Below are 26,360 nucleotides of genomic sequence, written 5' to 3'. Positions count from 1 at the left end.
GGCGAGATCCGCGACCTGGAGACCGCCGAGATGGCGATCCAGGCGGCGCTCACCGGGCACCTGGTGCTCTCCACCCTGCACACCAACGACTCCCCCACGGCAATCACCCGCCTGCTCGAACTGGGCGTACCCTACTACCTGATCCGCGCCACGGTGCTAGGGGTCATGGCCCAGCGCCTGGTGCGCACGCTCTGCCCGCACTGCAAGGCGCCGATGCAACTGGCGGACAGCGACTGGCACGAACTGACCCGCCCCTGGAGCGCCCCGCCGCCCAGCGGCGCGCACCAGGCCGTGGGTTGCCTGGAGTGCCGCGACACCGGCTATCGCGGGCGCGCCGGCGTCTATGAAATCATGCTGCTCAGCGATAGCCTGAAAGAACTGATCACCGCCGACACCGACCTGGTCGCCCTGCGCCGCCAGGCGTACAAGGAAGGCACCCGCAGCCTGCGCCTGTCCGGCGCGCAGAAGGTCGCCGCAGGTATCAGTACGCTGGAGGAAGTACTGCGGGTGACCCCGCAGAGCGAACAGAAGTAGCGGCACATCCCGTCGGCGGAGTTCCGACGGTTGCACGGCACAACGCCGGACGGGCCTGCCAGGCCCACAGACAAGGATGTAGACGATGACGAGCGTTCCCCCCGCCGTCCCCGCGCCGACGCTCCCCAGCCGCGGCGCACCGCACCTGCGGCGAGCCGCGAGCGGCGTCCCTGGCCCGATATGGCTCGGCCGGCCGCCGAGCCGGCGCTGAGGGCCGGCCGATGGAAATCCTGCTGCTACGCCTGGACTTCTGGGACTGGCTGGCCTTCGGTACCGTCCTCCTGCTCCTGGAAATCTTCGGTGCCGGCGGCTATCTGCTGCGGGTCGGCCTCACCGCCGCTTGTGTCGGTGCGCTCGGCGCGCTCCTGCCGGGACTGGCCTGGCCTTGGCAGGTAGGGCTGTTCGTCCTGCTCTCCGGGCTGGTCGCTGCCTTGCATCGACGCCGTCGCCGCAAGGCCGGTAGCTTCGAGGAAACGCCAGGGTTGCAGCGACGCGGCGACGACCTGTTCGGCCGCACCTTTCCCTTGCACCGGGCGATCGTCGGCGGGCTCGGCGAGCTGCGCGTCGAGGACGCGTCGTGGCTGGTCAGCGGTCCCGACCTGCCGCGCGGCGCCCTGGTCCGGGTCACCGGCCAGGACGGCGCCCTGCTGCACGTCGAGCCTGCCGCGCCCTGAATCGCTGTAGCTCCCGGCCGGCGGGGGCTGTACGGCAGCGGAAAAAGCGACCGGACGGTCATCCCCGCTGGAACTCCGGGACGGCAAACGCGATCTGATGTAACACGCAGCCCCCTATCAGGAGTTCCCCCATGCGTTCCGTCAAACTCGCCGCCGCCACCCTGGTCATCGCCGCCCTGCCGCTGGGCTCGGCCATGGCCGATACCTTCTGGCGCAACATCATTTCCTCGGGTGCCACCACGGCCTCCACCTACCTGACCTTCCGCCACGACCACAAGCTGATCGTCGCCGCGCAGGACGACGCCGGCAGCTACATCGCCAGCGACGGCGCGATCCGCGGGCCGTACCTGGAAGCCGCCCTGCAGAAGCTGCGCAACGACAACCCGGACCTGCAGGCCAGCGACATGGAACTGGCCAGCGCGATCCTCGCCGGCGGCGAGCAGTCCGCCGTCCAGCAGTAGGCCCCGGCGACCTCGCCTCCGCCCGGAGGCGAGGTCACTCGCGGTAGTCGTCCAGCGGCACGTAGGCGCAGAACAGGTTGCGGTCGCCGTAGACGTTGTCCACCCGGTTAACCGCCGGCCAGTACTTGAACGCCCGCGCATGTTCGCTCGGGGTCACTGCCTCGGCGATCTCGTAGGGTCTCTGCCAGATCCCGGTGACGTCGGCCAGGGTATGCGGCGCCCGTTTCAGCGGGTTGTCCTCCGCCGGCCAGGCGCCGCTCTCCACCTTGCCGATCTCGGCCCTGATGCTCAGCATCGCCTCGACGAAGCGATCCAGCTCCGCCTTCGACTCGCTCTCGGTCGGCTCCACCATCAGCGTGCCCGGCACCGGGAAGGACATGGTCGGGGCGTGGAAGCCGTAGTCCATCAGGCGCTTGGCCACGTCTTCCTCGGTTATCCCGGTCTGCGCCTTGAGCGGTCGCAGGTCGAGGATGCATTCGTGGGCGACGCGCTCGTTGCGCCCGCGGTAGAGCACCGGGAACGCCCTGTCCAGGCGGTTCGCCAGGTAGTTGGCGGAGAGGATCGCCACCTCGCTGGCGTCGGCCAGCTGCGGGCCCATCATGGCGATGTACATCCAACTGATCGGCAGGATGCTGGCGCTGCCCCAGGGCGCCGCGCTGACCGCGTCGTTCAGCGGGTTCGGCCCTTCGACGCGGATCACCGGATGGTTGGCGACGAACGGCGCCAGGTGCCGCTTGACCCCGATCGGCCCCATGCCCGGCCCGCCACCACCATGGGGGATGCAGAAGGTCTTGTGCAGGTTCATGTGCGAGACGTCCGCGCCGATGTCCGCCGGTCGCGCCAGGCCGACCTGGGCGTTGAGGTTGGCGCCGTCCATGTAGACCTGGCCGCCGTGGCGGTGGACCACTTCGCAGATCTCGCCTATCCCCTCTTCGTAGACGCCGTGGGTCGAGGGATAGGTGATCATCAGGCAGGACAGCCGGTCGCCCGCCTCGGCCGCCTTGAGGCGCAGGTCGTCGAGGTCGACGTTGCCGCAGGGATCGCACTCGACGATCACCACCCGCATGCTGGCCATGATCGCCGAGGCCGGGTTGGTGCCATGCGCCGATGCGGGGATCAGGCAGATGTCGCGCTGGCTATCGCCGCGGCTCTGGTGGTAGCGGCGGATCGCCAGCAACCCGGCATATTCGCCCTGTGCTCCCGAGTTCGGCTGCATGCAGATGGCGTCGAAGCCGGTGATCGCCCGCAGCCAGGCTTCCAGTTCGTCGATCATCCGGCGATAGCCCTCGGCCTGCTCGCGCGGCACGAACGGATGCAGTTCGGCGAATTCCGGCCAGGTGATGGGGATCATTTCGCTGCTGGCGTTGAGCTTCATGGTGCAGGAGCCGAGCGGGATCATCGCCTGGTTCAGCGCCAGGTCCTTGCCTTCCAGCTGGCGCAGGTAGCGAAGCATCTCGGTCTCGCTGTGGTGGGCGTTGAACACCGGATGCTGCAGGTAGGCCGAAGTGCGTTGCAGGACCGCCGGGATGCCGTCGGCCACCGCCCCGCCATCCAGGTGCGCGACATCCAGCCCGTGGCCGGCGCCGAGGAAGATCTCGAACAGGGTCGCCAGGGTCGCCGCGTCACAGGTTTCGTCGAGGCTCAGGGCCAGCCGCCGGTCGTCGACCACGCGCAGGTTGACCCGTGCCGCCCGCGCCCGTTCGAGGATCGCCGCCTGACGCTCGCCGACCTCGTAGGTCAGGGTGTCGAAGAAGTGCCGGTTGAGCCGCCGCAGTCCCTTGCTTTCCAGGCCCACCGCCAGCAGCGCGGTCAGGCGCTGGACGCGTTGGGCGATGCGTTTCAGCTCCTGCGGCCCATGGTAGACGGCATACAGCGAAGCAATGTTGGCCAGCAGCACCTGGGCGGTGCAGATGTTCGAGTTGGCCTTTTCCCGACGGATGTGCTGCTCGCGGGTTTGCAGGGCCATGCGCAACGCCGGGTTGCCGCGGGCGTCGCGGGAAACGCCGATGATCCGCCCCGGCATTGCCCGCTTGTACCCTTCGCGGGTGGCGAAGAACGCCGCGTGCGGCCCGCCGTAGCCCATCGGTACGCCAAAGCGCTGGGCGCTGCCGAGCACCACGTCGGCACCGAGTTCCCCCGGCGGGGTCAGCAACAACAGGGCGAGCAGGTCGCTGGCGACGCAAGCCAGCGCCTGTTGGCCGTGCAACGCCTCGATAAGCGGGCGCAGGTCGCGGATCTCGCCGCGACTGTCCGGGTATTGCAGCAAGGCGCCGAACACCGCGTGGGCGGCAAGATTGTCCGGCTCGTCGACGACCAGCTCGAAACCGAACGCCTCGGCGCGGGTACGCAACACCGAAACGGTCTGCGGATGGCAATGCGCATCGACGAAGAACCGGTTGCTCCTGGCCTTTGCCACCCGCCTGGCCAGGGCCATGGCCTCGGCGGCGGCGGTGGCTTCGTCGAGCAGCGAGGCGCTGGCCAGGTCGAGTCCGGTGAGGTCGATGGTCAGTTGCTGGAAATTCAGCAGCGCTTCCAGGCGGCCCTGGGCGATTTCCGGCTGGTAGGGCGTATAGGCGGTGTACCAGCCGGGATTCTCCAGCACGTTGCGGAGGATCACCGGCGGCGTCACTGTGCCGTAGTAGCCCATGCCGATCAGGCTGGTCCAGCGCTGGTTGAGCCCGGCGTAGCCGCGCAGGCGCGCCAGGGCGGCCTGTTCGTCGAGCGCGGCGGGCAGTTCCAGCGGCCGGTTGAGGCGGATCGCCGGCGGCACCGTCTGCACGATCAGTTCGGCGCGAGTGGAAACTCCGAGGAAGTCCAGCATGGCCTGCTGTTCCGCCGGATCGGGGCCGAGGTGGCGGCGCAGGAAGGCATCGGCGGGCTGGAGCTGGGCGAGGGACGGCGTCTGCGACATGGCTTCGGTCTCGTTGGGGGCGGCATCGCCCTGCCAGCGATCGTCGCCGAACGGATATCGAATGAGAAAGCAACGACGGCGAAAACGCATTTCGCCGCTGCAAAAAGAACAAAGCCTCGAATGATCGAGGCCTTGTCCAAGGATAGCGGGTTTTGTCGCGACTACGCGGCGGCTCAGCCTTCCGCGTCGACGGCGGCCTGGTAGCCAGCGGCGTCGAGCAGCTTGTCCAGCTCGGCCGGATTGCTCGGCTTGAGCTTGAAGAACCAGGACGCGTACGGGTCGTTGTTGACGTCTTCCGGGGTGTCGGCCAGGGCTTCGTTGATGGCGATGACTTCGCCGCCGATCGGCGAATAGATGTCGGAGGCGGCCTTCACCGACTCGACCACGCCCGCTTCCTGCCCGGCGGCGAGGGTCTTGCCCAGCTCCGGCAGCTCGATGAAGACCACATCGCCAAGGGCTTCCTGGGCATGGTCGGAAATGCCCACGGTAACGCTGCCGTCGGCTTCCAGGCGAGCCCATTCGTGGCTCTGGGCGTAACGCAGTTCGGCGGGAATATTGCTCATCTTGTTTTCCTCGAAGTCGGGGGCGACGGCGGTCGCCATTGCCAGGTTAGATCAGGGGCTTGCCGTGACGCACGAAACTGGGCTGGACCACCCGTACCGGGTACCACTTGCCGCGGATTTCCACCTCGGCGCGGTCGCCGGTGGCGGCCGGCACGCGGGCCAGCGCGATGGACTTGTTCAGGGTAGGCGAAAAGCTGCCGCTGGTGATCTCCCCCTCACCAATGCCAGCTACCCGCACCACCTGGTGGGCGCGCAGCACGCCGCGCTCCTCCAGAACCAGGCCGACCAGCTTCGGCTGGTCGCCGGCGGCCTTCTGCGCTTCCAGCGCGCGGCGGCCGACGAAGTCCCGCGCAACCGGCTCCCAGGCTACGGTCCAGCCCATGTTGGCGGCAAGCGGGGAAACGCTTTCGTCCATGTCCTGGCCGTAGAGATTGAGCCCGGCCTCCAGGCGCAGCGTATCGCGCGCACCCAGGCCCGCCGGGGAGATCCCGGCGCCAACCAGCTCGTTGAGGAAACCCGGCGCCTCGGCGGCCGGCAGCATGATTTCCAGGCCGTCCTCGCCGGTGTAGCCGGTGCGGGCGATGAACCAGTCGCCCTCGGCACGGCCCTGGAACGGCTTGAGTTCGCGTATCAGCGCGGCGCGTGCCGGGGACACCAGTTCGGAGCTGTGCACGCGGGCGTTGGGGCCCTGGATGGCGAGCATCGCCAGGTCGCCGCGTTCCTGCAGGTCGACCTTGAAGCCGGCGGCCTGCGCCTGCATCCAGGCGATGTCCTTGTCGCGGGTGGAAGCATTGACCACCACCCGGTAGCCGTGCTCGGTCAGGTAGACGATCAGGTCGTCGACCACCCCGCCCTCTTCGTTGAGCATCGCGCTGTAGAGCGCCTTGCCGGTTTCGCCGAGACGCGCCACGTCGTTCGCCAGGAGATGCTGCAGATAGGCCGTGGCCTGCTCGCCGGCGACGTCGACCACGGTCATGTGGGACACGTCGAAGACGCCGCAGTCACGCCGAACCTGATGGTGCTCCTCGACCTGCGAACCGTAGTGCAGCGGCATGTCCCAACCGCCGAAATCGACCATCTTGGCGCCGAGCGCGACGTGCAGCTCGTAAAGCGGGGTGCGCAATCCCATGGGTATTCTCCTTCCGGGCGTAGCGGGTGCCGTCGGCAGGGACCGCCGGCACGAAATCGCGCGCATTGTAGCCGCAAGCCCCGGAGCAGGACACCATGGAAGCGTGCCGCGATCCGTGCATAGACCCTACGACCTGCATGGATACTGGGCTCAGCGATCTGAATGATGGGCAGAACGACGAATCAACCCGACCACCGGTAGCAGGCCGACCAGCACCAGGGTCAGGGCCGGCAGCGAGGCGCGCGCCCATTCGCCCTCGCTGGTCATCTCGAAGATCCGTACGGCCAGGGTGTCCCAACCGAAGGGACGCATCAGCAGGGTCGCCGGCATCTCCTTGAGCACGTCGACGAAGACCAGCAGCGCGGCGCTCAGCGAGGCCGGCAGCAACAGCGGCAGGTAGACCCGCAGGAACAGCAGCGGGCCGCCCACGCCGAGGCTGCGCGAAGCTTCCGGCAGCGACGGGCGGATCCGCGCCAGCCCGCTTTCCAGCGGCCCGTAGGCCACCGCCATGAAACGGATCAGGTAGGCCAGCAGCAGGGCGAACAGACTGCCCAGCAGCAGCGGCTTGCCGGCGCCGCCGAGGGCGCTGGAAAGCGGGATCACCCAGTGATTGTCCAGCCAGCTGAAGGCCAGCATGATCGAAACCGCCAGGACCGAGCCCGGCAGCGCATAACCGAGGTTGCCCAGGCCCACCGCGCCGCGGATAGCGCGGGTCGGCGCCAGGCGCACGGCGAAGGCCAGCAGCAGGGCCACGGCGACCGTCGCCAGCGCGGCGATGCCGCCCAGCGTCAGGGTATGGCCGATCAGGTCCCAGTAGCGCTCGTCGAGGTCGAAACGGCCCTGGCGCCAGAACCAGACAACCAGTTGCGCCACGGGAATCACGAAGGCGCAGAGGAACACCAGCCCGCACCAGGCGCTCGCCGCCAGCGCCCTGGCGCCGCGCAGGCGATACAGCGGCGCGCCGCGCGGACGCTCGCTGGCGGCCTTGGCTCGGCCTCGCGTGTGGCGCTCGCCGAGCAGCACCAGGCATACCCCGAGCAACAATAGGCTGGCCAGCTGGGCGGCGCTGGAGAGGCTGTAGAAGCCGTACCAGGTCTTGTAGATGGCGGTGGTGAAGGTGTCGAAGTTGAACACCGATACCGCGCCGAAGTCGGCCAGGGTTTCCATCACCGCCAGCGCCAGGCCGGCGCCGATCGCCGGCCGCGCCATCGGCAGGGCGACCCGCAGGAACGCCTGCCAGGGCGACAGGCCGAGAACCCGCGCGGCTTCCATCAGGCCCTTGCCCTGGGCGATGAAGGCGCTGCGCGCGAGCAGGTAGACATAGGGATAGAACACCAGCACCAGGACCAGGATCACCCCGCCGGTGGAGCGTACGCGCGGCAACCGCAGGCCGCTGCCGAACCACTCGCGCAGCAGGCTCTGCACCGGTCCGGCGAAATCCAGCAGGCCGACGAAGACGAACGCCAGGACGTAGGCCGGGATCGCGAACGGCAACATCAGCGCCCAGTCCAGCCAGCGCCGCCCGGGGAATTCGCAGAGGCTGGTGAGCCAGGCCAGGCTGACCCCGAGTAGAGTCACGCCGATGCCGACGCCGAGCACCAGGGTCAGGGTGTTGCCGAGCAGGCGCGGCAACTGGGTATCCCACAGGTGGCTCCAGATTTCCCGGTCGATCTCCAGCCAGCTCAGCAGCAGCACGCTGAGCGGCAGCAGCACCAGCGCGGCAACGGTGAAGGTGATGGGGTACCAGCGGCGGGGAGCGGGATGGGCCACGAAATCCTCGGTGCGGAACGAACGACGCCCCGCTCGGACGAGCCGGGGCGCCGAGTATAACCGGCGGTCAGTTCCAGCCGGCGCGGTCCATCAGGCGAATCGCCTCGGCCTGGCGCTTGCCGGCAACTTCCACCGGGATGCTGTCGGCCTTGAAGCTGCCCCAGCTGGCGACTTCGGCTGACGGCGCGACCTGCGGGTTGGCCGGGAATTCCTGGTTGATCCCGGCGAACAGCGCCTGGGCGTCGGGCCCGGTCATCCATTCCACCAGCGCCTTGGCTGCCTCGGGATGCGGCGCGTGGCGAGTCAGGCCGATGCCCGACAGGTTGACGTGGACGCCGCGGTCGGCCTGGTTCGGCCAGAACAGCTTGACCCGCAGGTTCGGGTTCTGCTTGTGCAGGCGCCCGTAGTAGTAGGTATTGACGATGCCGACGTCGCACTGGCCGGCGTCCACCGCCTGGATCACCGCGTTGTCGTCGGCGAATACGTCGGTGGCCAGGTTGTTCACCCAGCCCTGGAGGATTTCCTCGGTCTTCTGCGCCCCGTGGGTCTCGATCAGGGTCCCGGTCAGCGACTGGTTGTAGACCTTCTTCGCCGTGCGCAGGCACAGGCGGCCTTCCCATTGCTTGTCGGCCAGGGCTTCGTAGGTGCTCAGCTCTTCCGGCTTGACCCGCTCGGTGGAGTAGACGATGGTCCGCGCGCGCAGCGACAGTCCGGTCCAGCTATCGGTGCTGGAACGATACTGCGAGGGAATGTTCCGTTCGATGGTGGCCGACTTGAACGGTTGCAGCAGGCCCATCTGCTCGGCCTGCCAGAGGTTGCCGGCGTCCACGGTGAGCAGCAGGTCGGCCGGGGTGTTAGCGCCTTCGGCCTTGATCCGCGCCATCAGCGGCGCTTCCTTGTCGGTGATGAACTTGACCTTCACGCCGGTCTTGCTGGTGTAGGCATCGAACACCGGCTTGATCAGCTCGTCGATGCGCGAGGAATACACCACCACTTCGTCGGCGGCCTGGGCCAGGCCGGTGATGCCCAGGGCCAGGGCGGCGAGTAGAGCTTTGCTTGCCTGCATGAAGAACAGCCTCGTCAGCGGAACGTAGGCACGAATGATAAGAAATCTCGCTTGCGAACCCGCGCGACTAAATGTGTCGGGGTGTTTCGCCTGCGTCCAAGCCACCGAGGATGGCGAGGAACGCCTCCACCGCGGCGCTGCGGCCATGGCGGCGGGTGAAGACGAGGAAATCGGCCAGCGCCTCGGGCTCGGCCAGCGGGCGATAGACGACTCCGGCCCGGGCCAGCGCGGTGCTGCAACGCGGCACCAGGGCAACGCCCTGGCCGGCCGCGACCAGGGCGATGATCGAGGTGATCTGGCGTCCGGCCGGTCCCCTCGTCAGCGCCAGCCCGGCCTTCCGGTAGAGGCGCTCGATCAGTTCGTTGAGGCCGGAGCCGTAGTCCAGTGGAAACAGGATCAGCGGCCGATCACGCAGATCGTACAGGTCGATCCGCTCTTGCCGCGCCAGCGGATCGCCGTTGGGCACGGCCACCACCAGCGGCTCGCCGCCCAGGGCCAGCACCTCGATGCCGACCTGGCCTTCCGGCGGCGGCAGGCGCCCCAGCCCCACATCGATGCCGCCTTCAGCGATCTGCGCCCATTGCGCCGCCGAAGCGCCTTCGAGCAGCTCCAGTTGCACCTCCGGATAGCGCTCGCGGAACAGTCGGATCGCCTCGGTGAACAGGTCCGACAGGGCGATGGAGCTGGCGTAGCCGAGGGTCAGGTGGCCGGCCAGCCCCTGCGCCAGCTTGCGGGCGAAGCCGGCGGTGCGCTCCAGTTGGTCCAGCAGGGCGCGTGCGTAAGGCAGGAACAGGCTGCCCTCGGCGGTGAGGGTCACCGCCCGGCTGGAGCGGTCGAACAGGCGAAAGCCCAGCTCTTCCTCCAGCGCGGATATCTGCCGGGTCAAGGGCGGCTGCGCCATGTGCAGGCGCTGGGCGGCGCGGCCGAAATGCAGGGTTTCGGCAACGGCTGCGAAGCAGCGCAGGCGGCGTAGGTCGAGCATGCGGTTCCTCGGTATCGATCGGTCCTGAATCGGTATTGGCCAGCCCGTCGGGAGCGCCCCTATAACAGGGGGTTTCTCGTCCAGGCAGAGCGTTCCATGAATTCGTCCCAGGGTTTCCCCCGCCTCGCGCTGTTTCTCTGCGGTTGCGCTGCGTTCCTCAATCTCTATACCACCCAGGGCATCTTCGACGAACTGGCGGCGAGCTTCCACATCAGCGCCCATCAATCGAACTGGAGCATCACCGCCACCACCCTGGCGGTGGCTCTCGCCGCGCCCTTCGTCGGCCGACTCAGCGGCGGCCGCGAGCGCAGCCGGGTGATCGCCTTCGCCGCCAGCCTGCTCTGCGTGCCCATGCTGCTGGCCGCCCATGCCGGCAGCTTCGCCGCCTTCCTGCTCTGGCGCTTCGCCGAAGGGATGCTGATTCCCCTGCTGTTCGCCAGCAGCGTGGCCTACATCGGCGAGCGCTGGAGCGGCGGCGCGGTCATCGAGCTGACCAGCCTCTATGTCGCCGGGACCATCCTCGGCGGCTTCGCCGGACGCTTCCTCACCGGCCTGCTGACCGAGGAGTGGGATTGGCGCGTCGCCTTCCGGATCCTCGCCGGGCTGACCCTGCTCATCGCTGTCGCCATCCGTGCGCTGCTCCCTGCCAATTCTGGCAGGCACGCGCCCGCACCGGGGAAACGCCCCTTAGTATCCCGTGAACTGTTCCGGGCTCCGCTGCTGTCGTCCTACGCGGTGGGGTTCTGTGTCCTCTTTTCCCAGGTCGCCATGTTCACCTATATCGGCATCCATCTCAGCCGTACGCCGTACAGCCTGGACACCGCTCAGCTCGGCTCGATCTACGCGGTGTTCCTCCTCGCCCTGCTGGTGATTCCCGCCAGCGGCCGCCTGGCCCGCACCCGCCCGCACCGCCAGTTGCTGCTGGGCGCATCGCTGCTGGGCGTGTGCGGCTCGCTGCTGACCCTGGCGCCGGGCCTGCCGACGATTCTCGTCGGCCTGGCCCTCAGCGCCACCGGCGTGTTCCTCGCACAGTCCACGGTCAACGCCTTCACCGCCAGCAATGCCGGGACCGACAAGGCCGGTGCCGTCGGCCTCTACCTGACCTGCTACTACGCCGGCGGCAGCCTCGGCGCGGTACTGCCGGCGCCATTCTGGGAGCGCTGGGGCTGGCCGGGCTGCCTGGGCCTGATCCTCCTGGCCCAGTTGCTGCCGTTGCTTCTGACCCGCTACGGCTGGTCCGCACCACAGGCCGAACGCGCGGCCCTGCGCGCGTCGCAAGGAAGACCGTAACCATCGCAAGAACAACAAGAACCGACAGGAGGTTAGCCATGAACCATGTCATCACCCCCCACAGCAAGCTGCTCGGCGTCATCGAGCCGGTCCTCAACGACATGCCCGCCGGAACCCTGCGCCACGCACTGTTCCGGGCCTTCTGGGACGAGACGGCGTCGTTGCTGGACATCGAGGACGCCTTCGCCCGGGTCACCGCCCGGCGCCAGGCGGTCGAGCCGCTGCGCAAGTTCTTCGCCAGTTGGTCGAAGACCAACAACTCGGCGGCCAGCGTTTCCGGACTGGCCAATCGCCTGACCCTGCTGGCCCGTTCGGAACAGGGTTCGGCAGCGGCAGACCAGCTCTATCGAGCCTGCGGCAGCCTGCAACGGATCACCGACGAAGACCTCGGCGCCCTCGGCAACACCGTGCATGCCGATCTTTTCTACACCATGGCCACCACCCTTTGCGGCGACGACCGCTGGCTGCTGCGCGAGAACTGCCTGCCTTCGGCGCAGGCGTTCAAGGACTGGACCGACCGCCAGCGCCTGCGCGAGCGCGACCTGATGCAGGGACTGCTGACCACGCTGGTACACGAGGTCTATACCCACGGCGAGGTGGAGTACATCCACCCGCTGTACAAGGAATGGTTCAGCCGCGACATGGGCGTACCCGCCGAACGCGCCCGCGCCACCGTGGCCTGGGTAACGGTGCACACCGGCGGCACCGAGAGCAATCACTTCGCCCACGCCACGGCGGCGGTGAACGCCTTCGTCGAGGCGATGGAAATCGAGGTGAACGAAGAAGCCGCGCGCAACCTGTTCGGGCTCTACCTGCGCAACAAGGCGCAGGTCATGCGTGACTGCGCGGCGCTGTTCTGAGGACTGGCGGCCCTCCCGTCAGGGGGGCCGCCCCGCTCAGACTCGTGCCAGCGACGGCAGGTCGCCGCTGAGGCCAAGCGCCTGGCGGACGAACAGCGCCTTCGCCTCGTGATGGCCGTCGACCAGGCGCAGGCCGGCGTTGCGCAGCCAGCGCAGCGGCAACCGGTCGGCCTGGAACAGGCGCTCGAAGCCTTCCATCGCCGTCATCATGCCCAGGTTGTGCGGCATCCGCCGCCGCTCGAAGCGACTCAGCACGCGTTCGTCGGCAAGCCGTTCGCCGCGCTCCAGGGCGTGCAACAGGACCTCGGACAGCACCGCCGCATCGAGGAAGCCCAGGTTCACGCCCTGTCCGGCCAGCGGGTGGATGGTGTGCGCAGCGTCGCCGACCAGCGCCAGGCCCGGCTCGACGTAACGCTTGGCGTGCCGCTGGCGCAGCGGGATGCACAGGCGCCGGTCGGCATGCAGGATGGCGCCCAGGCGCTGTTCGAAGGCTTCGCCGAGGGCGGCGCGGAAGCCATCCTCGTCCAACGCCATCAGGCGTTCTGCCTGTTCCGGGGTGGTCGACCAGACGATCGAGCACCAGTGCTCGTCGCCGCGGTCCGGCAGGGGCAGGAAGGCCAGCGGACCGTCGTCGGTGAAGCGCTGCCAGGCGGTTGCGCGGTGCGCGTTCTCGCAGCGCACGCTGGTGACGATGGCGTGGTGCAGGTAATCCCATTCGCGGGTGGCGCAGCCGGCCAGGCGGCGTACCGCCGAGTTGGCGCCGTCGGCGGCGACCACCAGCGGCGCACGCAGCTGGCGACCGTCGGCCAGGGTCAGCAGCCAGTCGTCGCCGGAGTGGCGCATCTGTTCCAGGCGCGCATTGGCCAGCAGGCCGGTGGTGGAATCGTGCAGGCGTTCCAGCAGGGCGTCCTGCACCACCCGGTTCTCGACGATATGGCCGAGTACCTCGGCGTGCACGCTGGCGGCGCTGAAGCCGATCCGCCCGGTGCCGGAGCCATCCCACACCTGCATCTCGCGATAGGGCTCGGCGCGGCGCGCGACGATGCCGTCCCAGGCATGCAGGCGCTGGAGAATCCGCCGGCTGGCTTCGGACAGCGCGCTGACCCGCGGCTCGTAGGGCGCCTCCGGCTTGAACGGCGCCACGTCGAGCGAGCCGCCGTCCACCAGCAGCACCTCCAGGCCGCTGCCCTCCAGGGCCAGGGCCAGGGCGCTACCGACCATGCCGGCGCCGACGATGACCAGATCCGCGTGCATATCCTCGTTCTCCACTCGTGGGCCCTCTTCAGGCCGCGTTCCGCAGGCGCGGCTTGAGCCGCACGTACAGGGTTTTCTGAACCCGCGCCACCAGGGTGCCGGCGTCGTCGCGCACTTCGGCGTGCAGCCGGGGCAGGTACTTCTCGCCGCCGGCGGTCCGCTCGCGGACCTCGTCGAGCAGCTTCTGGTCGATGCTGAAATGCGCATGCACCGGGCCCTTGCCCGGGCTGACGAACTCGATGTTGGCCGCCTTGTCCCAGACCACGTAGTCGCGGCCCAGGTTCTCCATCAGCATCAGCATGAAGAACGGGTCGGTCATCGCGTAGAGGCTGCCGCCGAACTGGGTGCCTACATAGTTGCGATTGAGCCGGTTCAGGCCCATGCGCACCCGAACCTCGCGGAAATCGCCAGCGATGTGCCGCACACGGATGCCCGCCCCCAGGAAGGGCGGGTAGAGATTCATGGCGAAGCGCAGCAGGCGGGCCTTGCGCGCCCTCGACCAGACCGGCATGGCGCTACAGCGGCCGCGCGCCGAGGCCCATGGCCTGGCGGGCGAACCAGCGCTTGGCCGGCGGCAGCAGGTCGAGCCCGAGCAGGCCGAGGTTGCGCCCGGCGCCGAGCAGCGCGCGGTCGTTGGAGAACAGCCGGGTCACCCGGTCGGAGAAGCCGACGGTCATCTGCTGGTCCAGGCGCTGCCCATCGAGGTAGCGCTGCAGCACGGCGAACTCGCCCAGCGGCGCGTCGTCGTGGAGCAGGGCGTCGACCAGCGCCAGGGTGTCGCGCAACGACAGGTTGAAGCCCTGGCCGGCGATGGGGTGCAGACTGTGCGCAGCGTTGCCCAGCACCACCAGGTGCGGACGCACCTGCTCGCAGGCCTCGACCAGGTGCAAGGGGTAGCAGTGCCGTGCGCCGACCTGGCGGAAGGCGCCGAGGCGGTAGCCGAAGGCAGCCTGCAGCTCGCCGAGGAAGGCCGCGTCATCGAGGCCACGCAGGCGTTCGGCGTCCTTGCCTGGGCGGGTCCAGATCAGCGCGCAACGGTTATCCGGCAACGGCAGGAGGGCCATCGGACCGCTGGGGGTGAAGCGCTCGAAGGCCTGCCCGAGGTGCGCCTCGGAGGGCGATACGTTGGCGATCAGCGCAGTCTGCCGGTACGGCGTCTGCTCCACGGCGATGCCAAGTTGTTCGCGCAGCCCGGAACGACCGCCATCGGCGAGGATCGCCAGCTCGCAATCGAGTTGCGTCTCGTCGTCGAGGGTAAGCCGGTAACCGCCCTCCCGGGCTTCCAGGGTCTTCACTTCGGCCGGGCAGTGCCAGCGCACCACCTCGGGGTCGAGCGCCTTCCACAGGCACTGGCCGAGCCAGGCGTTCTCCACCACGTAGCCCAGCGCCGGCACGCCTTCCTCGATGGCGGTCAGGCGGGTGGCGCCGAAGCGGCCGCGGTCGGAAACATGGATATGCAGGATCGGCTCGGCCCGCTCGGCGATCGCCGGCCACAGGCCGAGTCGCTCGTAGATCTGCCGGCTGCCGTAGGACAGCGCCGAAGAGCGGGCGTCGTAGCTGGGCTGGTAGGCGTTGCCGGGGGCGAAGGGTTCGATCAGCACGATCGACCAGCCGCGCTCCCGAGCGCCGGCCTGCAGGGCCAGCGCCAGCGAGGCGCCGACCAGGCCCCCGCCGATGATCGCCAGGTTGACCTTGCTCATCGTCACCTCAGGCTGCCTCGCTCTTGGCCGCGGCCATCAGCGCCTCGATCTCGGCGACGGTCTTCGGCACGCCGTTGGTCAGCACTTCGCAGCCATTGCGGGTGACCACCACGTCGTCCTCGATGCGTACGCCGATACCGCGCCACTTCTTCGCCACCGAGGTATTGTCCGGGGCGATGTAGATGCCCGGCTCGACGGTCATCGCCATGCCCGGTTCGAGCACCCGCCATTCGCCGCCGACGCGGTACTCGCCGACGTCGTGCACGTCCATCCCCAGCCAGTGGCCGGCGCGGTGCATGTAGAAAGCCTTGTAGGCCTCGTGGGCGATCAGCTCGTCGACGTCGCCCTCCAGCAGGCCCAGGCGCACCAGCCCGGCGGTGATGACCCGTACGGTGGCCTCATGGGCCTCGTTCCAGTGGCGACCGGGGGCGATGTAGTCGAACGCCGCCATGTTGGCTTCCAGCACCAGTTCGTAGATCGCCTTCTGCTCGGGACTGAAGCGGCCATTGGCGGGGAAGGTACGGGTGATGTCGCTGGCGTAGCAGTCGATCTCGCAGCCGGCATCGATCAGGATCAGGTCGCCGTCCTTGATCGCCGCATCGTTCTCGCGGTAGTGCAGGATGCAGGCGTTGCGTCCGGCGGCGACGATCGAACCGTAGGCCGGCATCTTCGCCCCGCCCTTGCGGAACTCGTATTCCAGTTCGGCTTCCAGGTGGTACTCGAACAGCCCCGGCCGGCACACCTCCATCGCCCGGATGTGCGCCCGGGCGGAGACCTCGGCGGCGTAGCGCATGACCTTCACTTCGTTGGCGCTCTTGTACAGCCGCTGGTCGTGCAGCAGGTGGTCGAGGGCAACGAACTCGTTCGGCGGCTGCGCGCCCTGGCGGGCCTTGGAGCGGATCACGTTGATCCAGTCCATCAGCCGGCGGTCGAAGTCGGGATTGGCGCCAAGGGCGTAGTAGACCCGGTCGCGGCCTTCGATCAGGCCGGGCAGGATGTCGTCGATATCGCCGATGGGAAAGGCGTCGTCGGCGCCGTACTGGCCGATCGCACCGTCCTGGCCGGCGCGCAGGCCGTCCCACAGTTCACGCTCCGGATCCCGCTCGCGGCAGAACAGCACGTATTCGCCGTGGGCACGGCCGGGAATCAGCGCCATCACCGCCTCCGGCTCGGGGAAGCCGGTGAGGTACTGGAAGTCGCTGTCCTGGCGGTAGACATGCTCGACGTCGCGATTGCGGATGTACATCGGCGCCGCCGGCAGGATGGCGATGCTGTTGGGTTCCATCTGCGCCATCAGCGCCTTGCGCCGACGGGCGTACTCCGACTTGGGGATACGGATCATGCAGAAACCTCAGTGCAGTGAAGGCTTGGGAGCGGGCTCCAGCGGCTTGCCGCACTCGGCGAACAGCAGCAGCGGAGCGACCCGCAGGTATTCCATGACTTCCATATAGTCCGTCTCGCCGTCCTCGCTGTCTTCCAGCTGGCCCTGGACCTGGGCGATGGCGGCCATGTCCTGCAGCACTTCCTCGGCTTCGCCGGTCAGGCTGCCTTCGCGGGCGGTGAGGCCGAAACCGGCGAGGAAACCCTGGCACCATTGGCCGAGCGCCTCGGTGCGCTGGGCGAGCGGGGTTTCGTCGTCGGGCAGGAGCATGACGACGGCGACCTCGCCGGCGGAAAAGTCCTGCCGGACCATGCCGAGCAGGCCGGACAACGCGGCCTTGAGTCGTTCGCCCGGCGCGCCGCCGAGCAGTTCGGCGGCAGCGTGTTGCCAGGCGGCCTCGTCGAAGCCGGCGCCGGCGCAGACCCGACCCAGCAGATGGCCGTGCAGTTCGGCCGGCGAGACCGGCATGGCCGCCTCGGCGAGAAGGGAGGAAAAGGCGCTGTAGGCGGAATTCTGAGTGGACATCTCGGGACCCTGACGGCTGGGCGCCATTGGGGCGCTACACGTGAAATGAAGGTGGTTATCCTAGCACCGCCCGCCCCGGCAAGACCATGCGACCGGTTGCCGGCGCGCCGGCCCGGCCGGGGCATTGGCCCCGACCGGGGACGATCCTATATAGTTGTCCAATCACCCCAATTCCCAAGCGAGAGCCCATGGAAGACGCCGATCTGCAATTGTTGACGGCCAAGTTCGACCAGCTGCTCCAGAAGCTGGAACAGCTCAAGGCGGAGAACCGGCTGCTGCGGGCGAACGAAAAGTCCTGGCGCGAAGAGCGCGCTCATCTGATCGAAAAGAACGAAATGGCGAGACACAAGGTCGAAGCGATGATTTTGCGTCTGAAAGCCTTGGAGCAGGACACATGAGCCAGTCGAATACCCTCACCGTGCAGATTCTCGACAAGGAATACTGCATCAATTGCCCGGACGACGAGCGCGCCAACCTGGAAAGCGCCGCCCGTTACCTGGACGGCAAGATGCGCGAGATCCGCTCCAGCGGCAAAGTCATCGGCGCCGACCGGGTTGCCGTGATGGCCGCCCTCAACATCACCCACGACCTGCTGCACCGCAAGGAGCGCCTGGACCAGGAAAGCAGTTCGACCCGCGAGCGCGTGCGCGAACTGCTCGATCGCGTCGACCGCGCCCTGGCGAATCCGGCCGATGCCGGCGAAGCCTGACCCGGGCACGGCCAATTCGGGTATACTGGCCTCCGCTCCCTGGTGTGTTGGCCAGTCGGTGATGTCCCTGAGCCGATAACTGCAACAACGGAGGTTGCCAGTTGGACCGGTGTGCATGTCCGCACGACGGAAAGCCTTAAGGTCTACTGCAACCGCCACCTTGAACTTTCGGGTTCAAGGGCTAACCCGACAGCGGCACGACCGGGGAGCTACCTTTCCACATGATCGAATCGCAAGACCTCAGCCGCCCGGCCCTGCGCCGCAAGCTCCGCCAGGCGCGCCGCGCGCTCTCCCCCCTGCAGCAACGCCTCGCCGCCCGCGCCCTCTATCGACAACTGGCGCAGCATCCCCTTTTCCGCCGTGCCCGCCATATCGCCCTGTACCTGCCCAACGACGGCGAGATCGACCCGCGTCCGCTGCTGCGTGCGGCGCAGAAGCGCGGCAAGGCCACCTACCTGCCGGTGCTGGCGCCCTGGCCGCGGACGCGCATGGTATTCCAGCGGGTCGGCAGCGGCGAACGCTGGACCCGCAACCGCTTCCGCATCAGCGAACCGCTGGCCGACGCCGGCCGCCAGCGCAAGGCCTGGGCGCTGGACCTGGTACTGCTGCCGCTGGTGGGGTTCGACGAACAGGGCGGGCGCCTGGGCATGGGCGGCGGCTTCTACGACCGCAGCCTGGCCTACCTGGCGAGGCGCAAAAATGGTCACAAACCGACGTTGATCGGCCTGGCCCATGAATGTCAGAAGGTGGATCGACTGGCGCTGGCCAGCTGGGACATTCCCCTGGCGGGAACGGTGACCGATGCGGGCTGGTACGTGGCAGGGAAACGCTAGGAAGGAGGGAGAACCCTGGGTACCGCGTTCCATGCGATACCCGGCGAGTCTTACGGCTGTTGCGTCACCTGGGCGGGCGTACTGGCCTGTCGTTCCCAGAGGCTCTGGGTATAACCGGTGGTGACGACCCCAAGTCCGAAGATGATGACCAAAACCCACAGCAAGTCTGGCTTGCGCTTCATCGATTGCCTCCCCCTTCCAGGCAATTTTCGAGGCCGGTCCTTGCGATTATCTTATCGCCTGAGCACCCTGCCCCGCTGAAAAACGGCATTTTCCGATAAGCTGAAGTCATACGCAATTACACCGGCGACCGGTGGTCACGCGCAGACGTTTCCTACGTACATCTACGAAAGAGGAGCAAAGTTCATGCCTGCCTACTGGCTGATGAAATCCGAGCCGGACGAACTCTCGATCCGCGACCTGCAACGCCTCGGAACCGCCCGCTGGGATGGCGTGCGCAACTATCAGGCGCGCAACTTCATCCGCAGCATGAACTCCGGCGACCTGTTCTTCTTCTACCACTCCAGTTGCCCGCAGCCCGGCATCGCCGGTATCGCCCGCATCGAAGGCGAAGCCTACCCCGATCCCACGGCCCTGGATCCCGCCAGCCCCTACCACGACCCCAAGGCCAGCGCCGGGAAGAACCCCTGGAGCGCCCGCGACGTCAGCTTCGTCGAAGCCTTCGCCGAGGTCGTTCCACTGGCCCGGCTGAAGGCCCAGGACGCCCTGGCCAACCTCGCCCTGGTGCAGAAGGGCAGCCGCCTCTCGGTAATGCCGGTCAGCGCCGAGGAATGGCAGGCGATCCTGCCGCTGGCGAAACGCTGAAGCCATCGCTCAGGCCATCTGCGAGATGGTCCGGCGGAAACGCCAGAGCGCGCCGAAGAAGAACGCCGAACCGATCACCACGATACCGGCGAACTGCGGCCAGACGATGTCGAAACCGGCGCCGCGGAACAGGATCGCCTGGGCCAGGCTGACGAAATGCGTGGTCGGCGCCGCCAGCATGATGTTCTGCACCAGTTCCGGCATGCTTTCCCGTGGCGTGGTGCCGCCCGAAAGGATGTTCAGCGGCAGCAGCACGAGGATGGTCAACAGTCCGAGCTGCGGCATCGAACGCGCCACCGTGCCGAGGAATATGCCCATGGAGGTGGTGGCGAACAGATGCAATCCGGCGCCGAGCAGGAACAGTCCCACCGAGCCGCTGATCGGCACGTCCAGCCAGCCACGCACCACCCACTGCAACGAGAGCCCCGCCGCCACCAGCACCACCAGCCCCATCGACCAGACCTTGGCCATCATGATCTCGAAGGCCGACAGCGGCATCACCAGCAGGTGCTCGACGGTGCCGTGCTCGCGCTCGCGGATCAGCGCGGCGCCGGTGAGGATGATCGACAGCATGGTGATCTGGTTGATCACTTCCATCACCCCGCCGAACCAGGCCTGGGTCAGGTTCGGGTTGAATTCCATGCGCACCTCGATCTGCGCCGGCATGCTCGGCTCCGCGCGGTAGCGGCTGACGAATTCGCGCACCTCGGTGGCGACGATGTTCTGGATGTAGCCCGCGCCGGAGAAGGCCTGCCCGGTCTGGGTCGCGTCGACGTTGACCTGGATCGAGGGCTTGCGCCCGGCGAGCACGTCGCGCTGGAAGTCCGGCGGGATATCGAGGGTGAAGGTATACAGGCCGACGTCCATGCCGCGATCCATCTCGGCATGCCCGATCATTTCCGGCGGCCGGAAGTATGGGGGCTGGAAGGCATTGACGATACGCGACGAGAGCTGCGAGCGATCCTCGTCGACCACCGCGATCGGCGCGTGATGCAAGGTTTCCGGAATACCGGTGGCGGAACTGTAGACGCCCAGGGTGAAGGCCCAGACGATCAGTGCCAGCATCGCGTAGTCGCGGCCGAGACTGCGGAACTCCTTGATGCCCAGGTTGAAGATGTTGGCCAGGCTGCGCATCGCTCAGTCCTCCTGCTTCTTCAGGCAGGCCACGCTGAGCAGGGTCAGCACCACGATGGAAGCGGCAAGCGGCAGGTAGTAGGCCCAGAGATCGGACAGGCCCAGCGATTTGGAAAAGGCGCCGCGGCTGACCACCAGGAAATGCGAGGTCGGATAGAGCTTGCCGATCCAGGCCGCCGCACCTTCCAGCGAGGACACCGGGTGGATCAGCCCGGAGAACTGGATCGCCGGGATCATGGTGGCGATCGCCACGCCGAATACAGCGGCGATCTGGCTGCGCATGAACGTCGAGAGGAACAGCCCTAGGCCAGTGCTGGTGACCACATAGAGGAAAGCGCCGATGGTCAACGCCAGGAAGCTGCCCTTGAGCGGCACGCGAAATACCACGATGGCCAGGACCAGCATCAGCAGGAAGTTGATCATGCCCATGGCGACGTAGGGCAGCTGCTTGCCGACCAGGAACTCCAGGCGCGTCACCGGGGTGACATAGAGGTTGGTGATCGAACCCAGTTCCTTTTCGCGCACCACGCCGAGGGCGGTGAGCATGGCCGGGATCATGATCAGCAGCAGCGGGATCACCGCCGGCACCATCGCCTTCAGGCTTTCCACGTCGGGGTTGTAGCGATAGCGCACCTCGGTGCTGGCCGCCGCGCTGACCTCGGCCCCACCCGCCTGCCGCGAGAGGTCCGCCAGGTAGCTGGTGTGCAGACCCTGCACGTAGCCGAGCACGGTGTTGGCACGGGTCGGCATCGCTCCGTCGATCCACACGCCGATGGCCGGATCGGAGCCACGCTTGAGATCGCGCCCGAAGTTCGGCGGAATCTCCACCGCCAGGCTCAGCTCGCCGCTGCGCAGGCGCCGGTCGAGGTCGTCCGGGTCGGTGATCGGCGCATGTTCGACGAAATAGCGCGAGCCGGCGATGTTCAGCGCGTAGGCCTGGCTGGTGGTGGTCTGGTCACGGTCGAGGACCGCCCAGGAGAGGTCCTCGACGTCCATGTTGATGCCATAGCCGATGATGAACATCAGCAGCGCGGTGCCGAGCAGGGCCAGGGTCAGGCGGATCGGGTCGCGGCGCAGCTCCATGGCTTCGCGGCGCGCATAGCTGAACAGCCGCAGGGGGCTGAAGCGTTCGCGTTGCGCCTGGCGCTCCTGGCCATCGCCGGGCTGCTCCGCGACGGCCGGCGCCTCGGCCGGTTGCGCTGGCGCGGCGGCACCCGCGGCTTCCTCCAGGTAAGCGATGAAGGTCGCTTCCAGGGTCGGCAGACCACGCTGGCGCACCAGCTCATCGGGAGTATCGCTGGCCAGTACCTTGCCGGCATGCATCAGCGAGATGCGATCGCAGCGCTGAGCCTCGTTCATGAAGTGGGTGGAAATGAAGATGGTCACCCCGTCGCGGCGCGACAGCTCGACCATCAGCTCCCAGAAGCCGTCGCGAGCCACCGGGTCGACCCCCGAAGTGGGCTCGTCGAGGATCAGGATTTCCGGCTTGTGGATCACCGCCACCGCCAGCGACAGACGCTGGCGAATGCCCAGCGGCAGGTCGTTGGGCAGCTCGTCGGCCACCTTCTCCAGGTCGAAGCGCCGGAGCATTTCGCCGACCCGTGCCGGGATGCCATCCGCCGGCAGGTGGAACAGCCGGGCGTGCAACACCAGGTTCTGCCGCACGCTCAGCTCGGCATACAGGGAAAAGGCCTGGGACATGTAGCCGACCCGGCGACGGGTCGCCATGTCGCTGGCGTCCACCGGCTGGCCGAACAGCGCGCACGTGCCTTCGCTGGCCGGCAGCAGGCCGGTGAGCATCTTCATGGTGGTGGACTTGCCGCAGCCGTTGGAGCCGAGAAAGCCGAAGATTTCCCCACGCTCGATACGGAAGCTGACGTGATCGACCGCGACGAAGTCGCCGAAACGACAGGTCAGGCCCTCGGCCTCGATGGCGATCCGCGGCGCGCCTTCGCTCTGCGGTCGCGGCGGGATCACCAATCGATGGTGGCCGGCGCGCTTGCTTTCCGGCAGCAGGGCGATGAACGCCGACTCGAGGCTCTGCGTCCCGGTACGCTCGCGCAACTCCTGCGGCGTACCGGTGGCCAGGACCTTTCCGTCGTCCATCGCCACCAGCCAGTCGAAGCGCTCGGCTTCCTCCATGTAGGCGGTGGCGACCAGCACGCTCATGCCTTCGCGGCCCGCGCGGATACGGCCGATCAGCTCCCAGAACTGGTTGCGCGACAGCGGGTCGACGCCGGTGGTCGGCTCGTCGAGGATCAGCAGGTCGGGATCGTGGATCAGCGCGCAGCACAGCCCGAGCTTCTGCTTCATGCCGCCGGACAGCTTGCCCGCAGGACGCTCGGCGAACGGCGCCAGCCCGGTGCTCTGCAGCAGGTCGGCGATGCGCCGCTCGCGCTCGGCCTTGTCGTGGCCGAACAGCCGACCGAAGAAGTCGACGTTCTCGAACACCGAGAGCGTCGGGTAGAGGTTCTTGCCCAGCCCCTGGGGCATGTAGGCGATGCGCGGGCAGACCGCCCGGCGGTGGCGGCGGTCGCGCATGTCGCCATCGAGCACGCGGATCTCGCCATCCTGCATCTTCCGTGCGCCGGCCAGCAGCGCCAGCAGGCTGGACTTGCCGACCCCGTCCGGACCGATCAGGCCGACCATGCGGTTGGCCGGGATCTCCAGGCTGACGTCGTCAACCGCACGCGTCTCGCCGTAGCGCAGCGAAACGCCCCGGAGGCTCGCCACGCCGCTCCCGCCAGCGGTCATTGCGGAACCTTGATCTGCAGGTTGGCCGGCCACTCGACCTCAGGGTCCAGTCGCAGGTAGGCCATTCCGGGCACGCCGGTCTTGACGTAGGTGATGTATTTTTCCAGCAGCGCCGGATCGAGCCGCGCCTTGACCCGGAACATCAGCTTCTCCCGCTCGTTGGCGGTTTCCACCGTTTTCGGGGTGAACTGGGCGACACTGGCGACATAGGAAACCTTGGCCGGGATCACGTAGTCCGGCACCGCGTCGATCACCAAGCGCACTTCCTGGCCCAGTCCGACCCTGCCGGCCTGCATGGATGGCAGGAAGAAAGTCATGTAGACGTCGGCCAGGTCGACCATGTTGAGGAGCTTGCCACCGGCCGGCAGCACTTCCCCCGGCTGTGCCACGCGGTACTGCACGCGGCCGTTGCGCGGCGCCTTGAGCAGGCTGTCGTCGATATCCGCCTGGAGCCGGGCGACGCTGGCCTTGGCCGCCTCGATGGCCGACTGCGCCTCGATTACCTGGGAACGCCCGGCCTCGATCGCCGCCTGCGCCGAAATCACTTGCGAGCGTGCCGCGGACAACGCCGCCTGGGCGCTCTGCAGGGTCGCCCGATCGTCATCGAGTTGCTGTTGCGGCAGGGCATTGCGCTTGACCAGCGCCTCGGTACGGGTGAAGCGCTTCTGCGCCGCTGTCAGTTCGGCCTGGCGCTGCGCCACCACGGCCTGTGCGGTGCTCTTCTCGCTCTCGCGCTGGGCCACCAGCGAGGTCGCGGTGAGCTTGGCGTTCTCCGCCTGGCGCACCTGGGCCTGGGCCTGGGCCAACTGCGCCTCGAGCACCTGGGTATCCATCCGCGCGACGATTTCGCCGGCCTTGACGAAGTCGCCCTCGTCGACCTTGATCTCGGCGACCCGCCCGGGAAGCTTGGCCGCCACGTCCACCTCGGTGGCCTCGATGCGTCCGTTGCCGCTGGCGAATCCCTCGCCCAGGCCGGTCGGTCGCGATACCTGCCAGACCAGCACGCCTACGCCGAGCAGCGCCGCCACGATCAAGGCACGGCTCAGCCACCGTTTGCTTTCCTGTTTCATCCCTTCTCCTCGCACGTCCGGCCAGGCCGCGGCGATGGCGCTCACGCTGGAAAGCGCGGCCGCCGCGGACTTCACTGGCTCGATTGTCCCTCCAGGGCGGCGCGCGGGTGTTGATGCACGTCAGACGCGCCCGACCGAATCTCACAGGAAAGCAGAATCGCCGGTGCCTCGCATCCGGGAGCGCGGGACAGAACGGATAGTTGACCTCAGGGCTGGACGATGAGGTTGTTGAACAGCAGGTCGGTCACCAGCGGCTTGCCCTCTTCCTGCTCGAGGGTCTGCTGGACCTGCTTCAGCGCCTCCTGGCGCAGGCTTTCCTTGGCCTCGACCGTACCCAGGCTCTGGTCGGTCTGCTGGGCGAACAGCATGATCAACTGGTTGCGGATCAAGGGCTCGTGATGCTCGACCTTGGTCGCCGCGTCCTTGTCGGCCACCTGCAGGGCGATGTCGGCCTTGTAGTACTGCAGGCGCGGCCCGCTGCCGTAGTTGCCGACCAGCGCCGGGGTCAGGTCGACGTAGACCGGCTTGTTCGCGCCCTCGCCTTCCGGCGCGGCCTCCTCGGCCGAGGCGAACGACGGGAACAGACTCAGGCACAGGGCCAGCGACAGGGCAATGGGGGTTCTCACGGGCGCATCTCCTCGACGAATGCCGGCAAGCATAGCCAGACTCTCGGCCGGGCCCAAGCCCGGGGTTTATGGACAACCATCAGTTGCGGCGATGCTGATTGACCCCCGGCGTCTCCCTCCTACACTGGCCGGACCGCAAACTGGAGCGTCCCCGATGAAAGCCGTCCTCTGCAAAGCCTTCGGCCCGGCCAGCAGCCTGGTCCTGGAAGAAATCGCCAGCCCGAGCCCGGCGAAGAACGAAATCCTCCTCGATGTGCACGCCGCAGGGGTCAACTTCCCAGACACCCTGATCATCGAGGGCAAGTACCAGTTCAAGCCGCCCTTCCCCTTCTCCCCGGGCGGCGAGGCGGCCGGGGTGGTCGCCGCGGTCGGCGAAAAGGTCGCCCACGTCAGGCCCGGCGACCGGGTCATGGCCCTGACCGGCTGGGGCAGCTTCGCCGAGCAGGTCAAGGTGCCCGGCTATAACGTGATGCCGATTCCCGAAGGCATGGACTTCGCCAGCGCCGCCGCCTTCGGCATGACCTACGGCACCTCGATGCACGCCCTGAAACAGCGCGCCAATCTGCAACCCGGCGAGACCCTGCTGGTGCTCGGCGCTTCCGGCGGGGTCGGGCTGGCTGCCGTGGAGATCGGCAAGGCCATGGGCGCGCGGGTGATCGCTGCCGCCAGTACCCCCGACAAGCTCGCCGTGGCCAAGGCCGCCGGCGCCGACGAACTGATCAACTACAGCGAAGGTAGCCTGCGCGAGCAGCTCAAGGCCTTGACCGGCGGCCAGGGCGTCGATGTGATCTACGATCCGGTGGGCGGCGAACTGTTCGAGGAGGCCTTCCGCAGCATCGCCTGGAACGGACGGATGCTGGTGGTCGGCTTCGCCAGCGGCAGCATCCCTTCGCTGCCGGCCAACCTGACCCTGCTCAAGGGCGCCTCGCTGGTCGGCGTGTTCTGGGGATCGTTCGCCCAACGCCAGCCGCAGGACAACGCTGACAACTTCCGCCAGCTGTTCGCCTGGCACGCCGAAGGCAAACTGAAGCCGCTGGTGTCGCAGCGCTTCCCGCTGGAACGGGCCGGCGACGCTATCGACGCCCTCGGCCAGCGCAGGGCGGTCGGCAAGGTGGTGGTGGAGGTTCGCTGAGCCACGAAGGCGGCGAGTATTGCCTCCCGCCCGTGCGGAGAAAGGCATGGCGGGCCGGAGCGATACACCGGCCGAGGCCCACGCTGTCAGATGTTTTTCCCTATGAAGGCCCCGGTTTCCGACCGGGGCTTTCTTATTTCCGACCAATGCACTCAACCTGTAACATTTCCGCTATTT

General features: G+C 67.7%; 26 protein-coding genes and 1 other RNA gene. 11 read left to right on the top strand and 16 right to left on the bottom strand.

Going from position 1 to position 26,360, the window contains the following annotated elements:
- The 3 genes from HMPREF3014_RS29870 to HMPREF3014_RS29860 form a co-directional block, all read left to right on the top strand.
- Nucleotides 1–534, top strand: a 534-nt coding sequence (locus HMPREF3014_RS29870) for a GspE/PulE family protein (protein ID WP_049313671.1), incomplete at its 5' end; no start/stop codon positions are given.
- A 221-nt stretch (nucleotides 535–755) separates the two neighbouring features.
- Complete coding sequence (locus HMPREF3014_RS29865; RefSeq protein WP_023087902.1) at nucleotides 756–1,208, top strand: NfeD family protein; 453 nt, start codon at nucleotides 756–758, stop codon at nucleotides 1,206–1,208.
- Nucleotides 1,209–1,339: 131 nt separating this feature from the next.
- Nucleotides 1,340–1,669 carry a DUF2388 domain-containing protein gene (locus HMPREF3014_RS29860; protein WP_003096280.1) on the top strand — a complete coding sequence of 110 codons (330 nt, stop codon included), beginning with the start codon at nucleotides 1,340–1,342 and terminating at the stop codon, nucleotides 1,667–1,669.
- Nucleotides 1,670–1,703: 34 nt separating this feature from the next.
- Here HMPREF3014_RS29860 and gcvP read toward each other — a convergent pair whose 3' ends face one another.
- The 6 genes from gcvP to HMPREF3014_RS29830 form a co-directional block, all read right to left on the bottom strand.
- Nucleotides 1,704–4,580, bottom strand: a complete 2,877-nt coding sequence (gene gcvP, locus HMPREF3014_RS29855; protein WP_023087903.1) for an aminomethyl-transferring glycine dehydrogenase — start codon at nucleotides 4,578–4,580, stop codon at nucleotides 1,704–1,706.
- A 173-nt stretch (nucleotides 4,581–4,753) separates the two neighbouring features.
- The gene (gene gcvH, locus HMPREF3014_RS29850) at nucleotides 4,754–5,143 is read right to left on the bottom strand and encodes a glycine cleavage system protein GcvH (protein ID WP_003107397.1); all 390 of its coding nucleotides are present in this window, start codon (nucleotides 5,141–5,143) and stop codon (nucleotides 4,754–4,756) included.
- Between the two features lie 46 nt (nucleotides 5,144–5,189).
- Nucleotides 5,190–6,272: a glycine cleavage system aminomethyltransferase GcvT gene (gene gcvT / locus HMPREF3014_RS29845; protein WP_003114049.1), complete on the bottom strand. Its 1,083-nt coding sequence runs from the start codon at nucleotides 6,270–6,272 to the stop codon at nucleotides 5,190–5,192.
- Nucleotides 6,273–6,422: 150 nt separating this feature from the next.
- The gene (locus HMPREF3014_RS29840) at nucleotides 6,423–8,042 is read right to left on the bottom strand and encodes an ABC transporter permease (protein ID WP_003099178.1); all 1,620 of its coding nucleotides are present in this window, start codon (nucleotides 8,040–8,042) and stop codon (nucleotides 6,423–6,425) included.
- 67 nt (nucleotides 8,043–8,109) lie between these two features.
- Nucleotides 8,110–9,108, bottom strand: coding sequence for an extracellular solute-binding protein (locus tag HMPREF3014_RS29835; RefSeq protein WP_003096289.1), 999 nt, complete (start codon nucleotides 9,106–9,108; stop codon nucleotides 8,110–8,112).
- Between the two features lie 67 nt (nucleotides 9,109–9,175).
- Nucleotides 9,176–10,090: a LysR family transcriptional regulator gene (locus HMPREF3014_RS29830; protein WP_003161191.1), complete on the bottom strand. Its 915-nt coding sequence runs from the start codon at nucleotides 10,088–10,090 to the stop codon at nucleotides 9,176–9,178.
- A 96-nt stretch (nucleotides 10,091–10,186) separates the two neighbouring features.
- Between HMPREF3014_RS29830 and HMPREF3014_RS29825 the strand changes: the two genes are divergently transcribed.
- Together HMPREF3014_RS29825 and HMPREF3014_RS29820 are read left to right on the top strand one after the other, a co-directional pair.
- Nucleotides 10,187–11,380 carry an MFS transporter gene (locus tag HMPREF3014_RS29825; protein WP_023087904.1) on the top strand — a complete coding sequence of 398 codons (1,194 nt, stop codon included), beginning with the start codon at nucleotides 10,187–10,189 and terminating at the stop codon, nucleotides 11,378–11,380.
- A gap of 38 nt (nucleotides 11,381–11,418) precedes the next feature.
- The gene (locus tag HMPREF3014_RS29820) at nucleotides 11,419–12,240 is read left to right on the top strand and encodes a hypothetical protein (RefSeq protein WP_003118038.1); all 822 of its coding nucleotides are present in this window, start codon (nucleotides 11,419–11,421) and stop codon (nucleotides 12,238–12,240) included.
- 36 nt (nucleotides 12,241–12,276) lie between these two features.
- On the opposite strand, the gene HMPREF3014_RS29815 is transcribed toward HMPREF3014_RS29820, so the two are convergent.
- The 5 genes from HMPREF3014_RS29815 to HMPREF3014_RS29795 are packed head-to-tail and all read right to left on the bottom strand — an operon-like array spanning nucleotide 12,277 to nucleotide 17,100.
- Complete coding sequence (locus HMPREF3014_RS29815; protein ID WP_003120388.1) at nucleotides 12,277–13,494, bottom strand: 2-octaprenyl-3-methyl-6-methoxy-1,4-benzoquinol hydroxylase; 1,218 nt, start codon at nucleotides 13,492–13,494, stop codon at nucleotides 12,277–12,279.
- A gap of 28 nt (nucleotides 13,495–13,522) precedes the next feature.
- Complete coding sequence (locus HMPREF3014_RS29810) at nucleotides 13,523–14,005, bottom strand: hotdog fold domain-containing protein (protein WP_003099189.1); 483 nt, start codon at nucleotides 14,003–14,005, stop codon at nucleotides 13,523–13,525.
- A gap of 4 nt (nucleotides 14,006–14,009) precedes the next feature.
- Nucleotides 14,010–15,194: a 2-octaprenyl-6-methoxyphenyl hydroxylase gene (ubiH, locus tag HMPREF3014_RS29805; protein ID WP_012614666.1), complete on the bottom strand. Its 1,185-nt coding sequence runs from the start codon at nucleotides 15,192–15,194 to the stop codon at nucleotides 14,010–14,012.
- Nucleotides 15,195–15,201: 7 nt separating this feature from the next.
- Nucleotides 15,202–16,536, bottom strand: coding sequence for a Xaa-Pro aminopeptidase (pepP, locus tag HMPREF3014_RS29800; RefSeq protein ID WP_003096308.1), 1,335 nt, complete (start codon nucleotides 16,534–16,536; stop codon nucleotides 15,202–15,204).
- A 9-nt stretch (nucleotides 16,537–16,545) separates the two neighbouring features.
- Nucleotides 16,546–17,100, bottom strand: coding sequence for a YecA/YgfB family protein (locus HMPREF3014_RS29795; protein WP_003099193.1), 555 nt, complete (start codon nucleotides 17,098–17,100; stop codon nucleotides 16,546–16,548).
- A 188-nt stretch (nucleotides 17,101–17,288) separates the two neighbouring features.
- Between HMPREF3014_RS29795 and HMPREF3014_RS29790 the strand changes: the two genes are divergently transcribed.
- From HMPREF3014_RS29790 to HMPREF3014_RS29775, 4 genes are all read left to right on the top strand, one after another.
- Entirely contained in the window at nucleotides 17,289–17,498 is a 210-nt protein-coding gene (locus HMPREF3014_RS29790) for a TIGR02449 family protein (protein ID WP_003096314.1), read from the top strand.
- Entirely contained in the window at nucleotides 17,495–17,809 is a 315-nt protein-coding gene (locus HMPREF3014_RS29785; RefSeq protein WP_003096316.1) for a cell division protein ZapA, read from the top strand. The genes HMPREF3014_RS29790 and HMPREF3014_RS29785 overlap by 4 nt, the downstream gene beginning before the upstream one ends.
- Nucleotides 17,810–17,842: 33 nt before the next feature.
- A non-coding RNA gene (gene ssrS / locus HMPREF3014_RS29780) (6S RNA) lies at nucleotides 17,843–18,021 on the top strand.
- A 9-nt stretch (nucleotides 18,022–18,030) separates the two neighbouring features.
- The gene (locus HMPREF3014_RS29775) at nucleotides 18,031–18,642 is read left to right on the top strand and encodes a 5-formyltetrahydrofolate cyclo-ligase (RefSeq protein ID WP_003096321.1); all 612 of its coding nucleotides are present in this window, start codon (nucleotides 18,031–18,033) and stop codon (nucleotides 18,640–18,642) included.
- 50 nt (nucleotides 18,643–18,692) lie between these two features.
- Here the strand turns inward: HMPREF3014_RS29775 and HMPREF3014_RS35265 are convergent, their stop codons facing one another.
- Complete coding sequence (locus tag HMPREF3014_RS35265; protein ID WP_003096323.1) at nucleotides 18,693–18,824, bottom strand: hypothetical protein; 132 nt, start codon at nucleotides 18,822–18,824, stop codon at nucleotides 18,693–18,695.
- 184 nt (nucleotides 18,825–19,008) lie between these two features.
- Between HMPREF3014_RS35265 and HMPREF3014_RS29770 the strand changes: the two genes are divergently transcribed.
- Complete coding sequence (locus HMPREF3014_RS29770) at nucleotides 19,009–19,467, top strand: EVE domain-containing protein (protein WP_003099195.1); 459 nt, start codon at nucleotides 19,009–19,011, stop codon at nucleotides 19,465–19,467.
- A gap of 9 nt (nucleotides 19,468–19,476) precedes the next feature.
- On the opposite strand, the gene HMPREF3014_RS29765 is transcribed toward HMPREF3014_RS29770, so the two are convergent.
- From HMPREF3014_RS29765 to HMPREF3014_RS29750, 4 genes are all read right to left on the bottom strand, one after another.
- On the bottom strand, nucleotides 19,477–20,601 hold the full coding sequence (locus HMPREF3014_RS29765) for an ABC transporter permease (protein ID WP_003099197.1): 1,125 nt from the start codon (nucleotides 20,599–20,601) through the stop codon (nucleotides 19,477–19,479).
- 3 nt (nucleotides 20,602–20,604) lie between these two features.
- Complete coding sequence (gene rbbA, locus HMPREF3014_RS29760) at nucleotides 20,605–23,355, bottom strand: ribosome-associated ATPase/putative transporter RbbA (protein ID WP_016254026.1); 2,751 nt, start codon at nucleotides 23,353–23,355, stop codon at nucleotides 20,605–20,607.
- Nucleotides 23,352–24,425 carry an HlyD family secretion protein gene (locus tag HMPREF3014_RS29755; protein ID WP_003099200.1) on the bottom strand — a complete coding sequence of 358 codons (1,074 nt, stop codon included), beginning with the start codon at nucleotides 24,423–24,425 and terminating at the stop codon, nucleotides 23,352–23,354. Before HMPREF3014_RS29755 ends, rbbA begins: the two co-directional genes overlap by 4 nt.
- A gap of 206 nt (nucleotides 24,426–24,631) precedes the next feature.
- Nucleotides 24,632–25,051 carry a flagellar basal body-associated protein FliL gene (locus HMPREF3014_RS29750; protein WP_003096328.1) on the bottom strand — a complete coding sequence of 140 codons (420 nt, stop codon included), beginning with the start codon at nucleotides 25,049–25,051 and terminating at the stop codon, nucleotides 24,632–24,634.
- Nucleotides 25,052–25,205: 154 nt separating this feature from the next.
- Here HMPREF3014_RS29750 and HMPREF3014_RS29745 point away from each other — a divergent pair, with 154 nt between their 5' ends.
- Nucleotides 25,206–26,183 carry an NADPH:quinone oxidoreductase family protein gene (locus HMPREF3014_RS29745; RefSeq protein WP_003114042.1) on the top strand — a complete coding sequence of 326 codons (978 nt, stop codon included), beginning with the start codon at nucleotides 25,206–25,208 and terminating at the stop codon, nucleotides 26,181–26,183.
- Nucleotides 26,184–26,360: the final 177 nt, after the last annotated feature.

The organism is Pseudomonas sp. HMSC065H01 (assembly GCF_001815235.1).
In the GTDB taxonomy this organism is placed as follows: Bacteria; Pseudomonadota; Gammaproteobacteria; order Pseudomonadales; family Pseudomonadaceae; genus Pseudomonas; species Pseudomonas aeruginosa.
Note: the sequence above shows the minus strand (reverse complement) of the source record. Positions and strands in the feature narration are given on the sequence as shown.

Excerpts from the sequence above, each read along its gene's own strand:
- HMPREF3014_RS29865 (WP_023087902.1), top strand. The coding sequence starts at position 756 with ATGGAAATCCTGCTGCTACGCCTGGACTTCTGGGACTGGCTGGCCTTC.
- HMPREF3014_RS29860 (WP_003096280.1), top strand. The coding sequence starts at position 1,340 with ATGCGTTCCGTCAAACTCGCCGCCGCCACCCTGGTCATCGCCGCCCTG.
- gcvP (WP_023087903.1), bottom strand. The coding sequence starts at position 4,580 with ATGTCGCAGACGCCGTCCCTCGCCCAGCTCCAGCCCGCCGATGCCTTC.
- gcvH (WP_003107397.1), bottom strand. The coding sequence starts at position 5,143 with ATGAGCAATATTCCCGCCGAACTGCGTTACGCCCAGAGCCACGAATGG.
- gcvT (WP_003114049.1), bottom strand. The coding sequence starts at position 6,272 with ATGGGATTGCGCACCCCGCTTTACGAGCTGCACGTCGCGCTCGGCGCC.
- HMPREF3014_RS29835 (WP_003096289.1), bottom strand. The coding sequence starts at position 9,108 with ATGCAGGCAAGCAAAGCTCTACTCGCCGCCCTGGCCCTGGGCATCACC.
- HMPREF3014_RS29830 (WP_003161191.1), bottom strand. The coding sequence starts at position 10,090 with ATGCTCGACCTACGCCGCCTGCGCTGCTTCGCAGCCGTTGCCGAAACC.
- HMPREF3014_RS29825 (WP_023087904.1), top strand. The coding sequence starts at position 10,187 with ATGAATTCGTCCCAGGGTTTCCCCCGCCTCGCGCTGTTTCTCTGCGGT.
- HMPREF3014_RS29820 (WP_003118038.1), top strand. The coding sequence starts at position 11,419 with ATGAACCATGTCATCACCCCCCACAGCAAGCTGCTCGGCGTCATCGAG.
- HMPREF3014_RS29815 (WP_003120388.1), bottom strand. The coding sequence starts at position 13,494 with ATGCACGCGGATCTGGTCATCGTCGGCGCCGGCATGGTCGGTAGCGCC.
- HMPREF3014_RS29810 (WP_003099189.1), bottom strand. The coding sequence starts at position 14,005 with ATGCCGGTCTGGTCGAGGGCGCGCAAGGCCCGCCTGCTGCGCTTCGCC.
- ubiH (WP_012614666.1), bottom strand. The coding sequence starts at position 15,194 with ATGAGCAAGGTCAACCTGGCGATCATCGGCGGGGGCCTGGTCGGCGCC.
- pepP (WP_003096308.1), bottom strand. The coding sequence starts at position 16,536 with ATGATCCGTATCCCCAAGTCGGAGTACGCCCGTCGGCGCAAGGCGCTG.
- HMPREF3014_RS29795 (WP_003099193.1), bottom strand. The coding sequence starts at position 17,100 with ATGTCCACTCAGAATTCCGCCTACAGCGCCTTTTCCTCCCTTCTCGCC.
- HMPREF3014_RS29790 (WP_003096314.1), top strand. The coding sequence starts at position 17,289 with ATGGAAGACGCCGATCTGCAATTGTTGACGGCCAAGTTCGACCAGCTG.
- HMPREF3014_RS29785 (WP_003096316.1), top strand. The coding sequence starts at position 17,495 with ATGAGCCAGTCGAATACCCTCACCGTGCAGATTCTCGACAAGGAATAC.
- HMPREF3014_RS29775 (WP_003096321.1), top strand. The coding sequence starts at position 18,031 with ATGATCGAATCGCAAGACCTCAGCCGCCCGGCCCTGCGCCGCAAGCTC.
- HMPREF3014_RS35265 (WP_003096323.1), bottom strand. The coding sequence starts at position 18,824 with ATGAAGCGCAAGCCAGACTTGCTGTGGGTTTTGGTCATCATCTTCGGA.
- HMPREF3014_RS29770 (WP_003099195.1), top strand. The coding sequence starts at position 19,009 with ATGCCTGCCTACTGGCTGATGAAATCCGAGCCGGACGAACTCTCGATC.
- HMPREF3014_RS29765 (WP_003099197.1), bottom strand. The coding sequence starts at position 20,601 with ATGCGCAGCCTGGCCAACATCTTCAACCTGGGCATCAAGGAGTTCCGC.
- rbbA (WP_016254026.1), bottom strand. The coding sequence starts at position 23,355 with ATGACCGCTGGCGGGAGCGGCGTGGCGAGCCTCCGGGGCGTTTCGCTG.
- HMPREF3014_RS29755 (WP_003099200.1), bottom strand. The coding sequence starts at position 24,425 with ATGAAACAGGAAAGCAAACGGTGGCTGAGCCGTGCCTTGATCGTGGCG.
- HMPREF3014_RS29745 (WP_003114042.1), top strand. The coding sequence starts at position 25,206 with ATGAAAGCCGTCCTCTGCAAAGCCTTCGGCCCGGCCAGCAGCCTGGTC.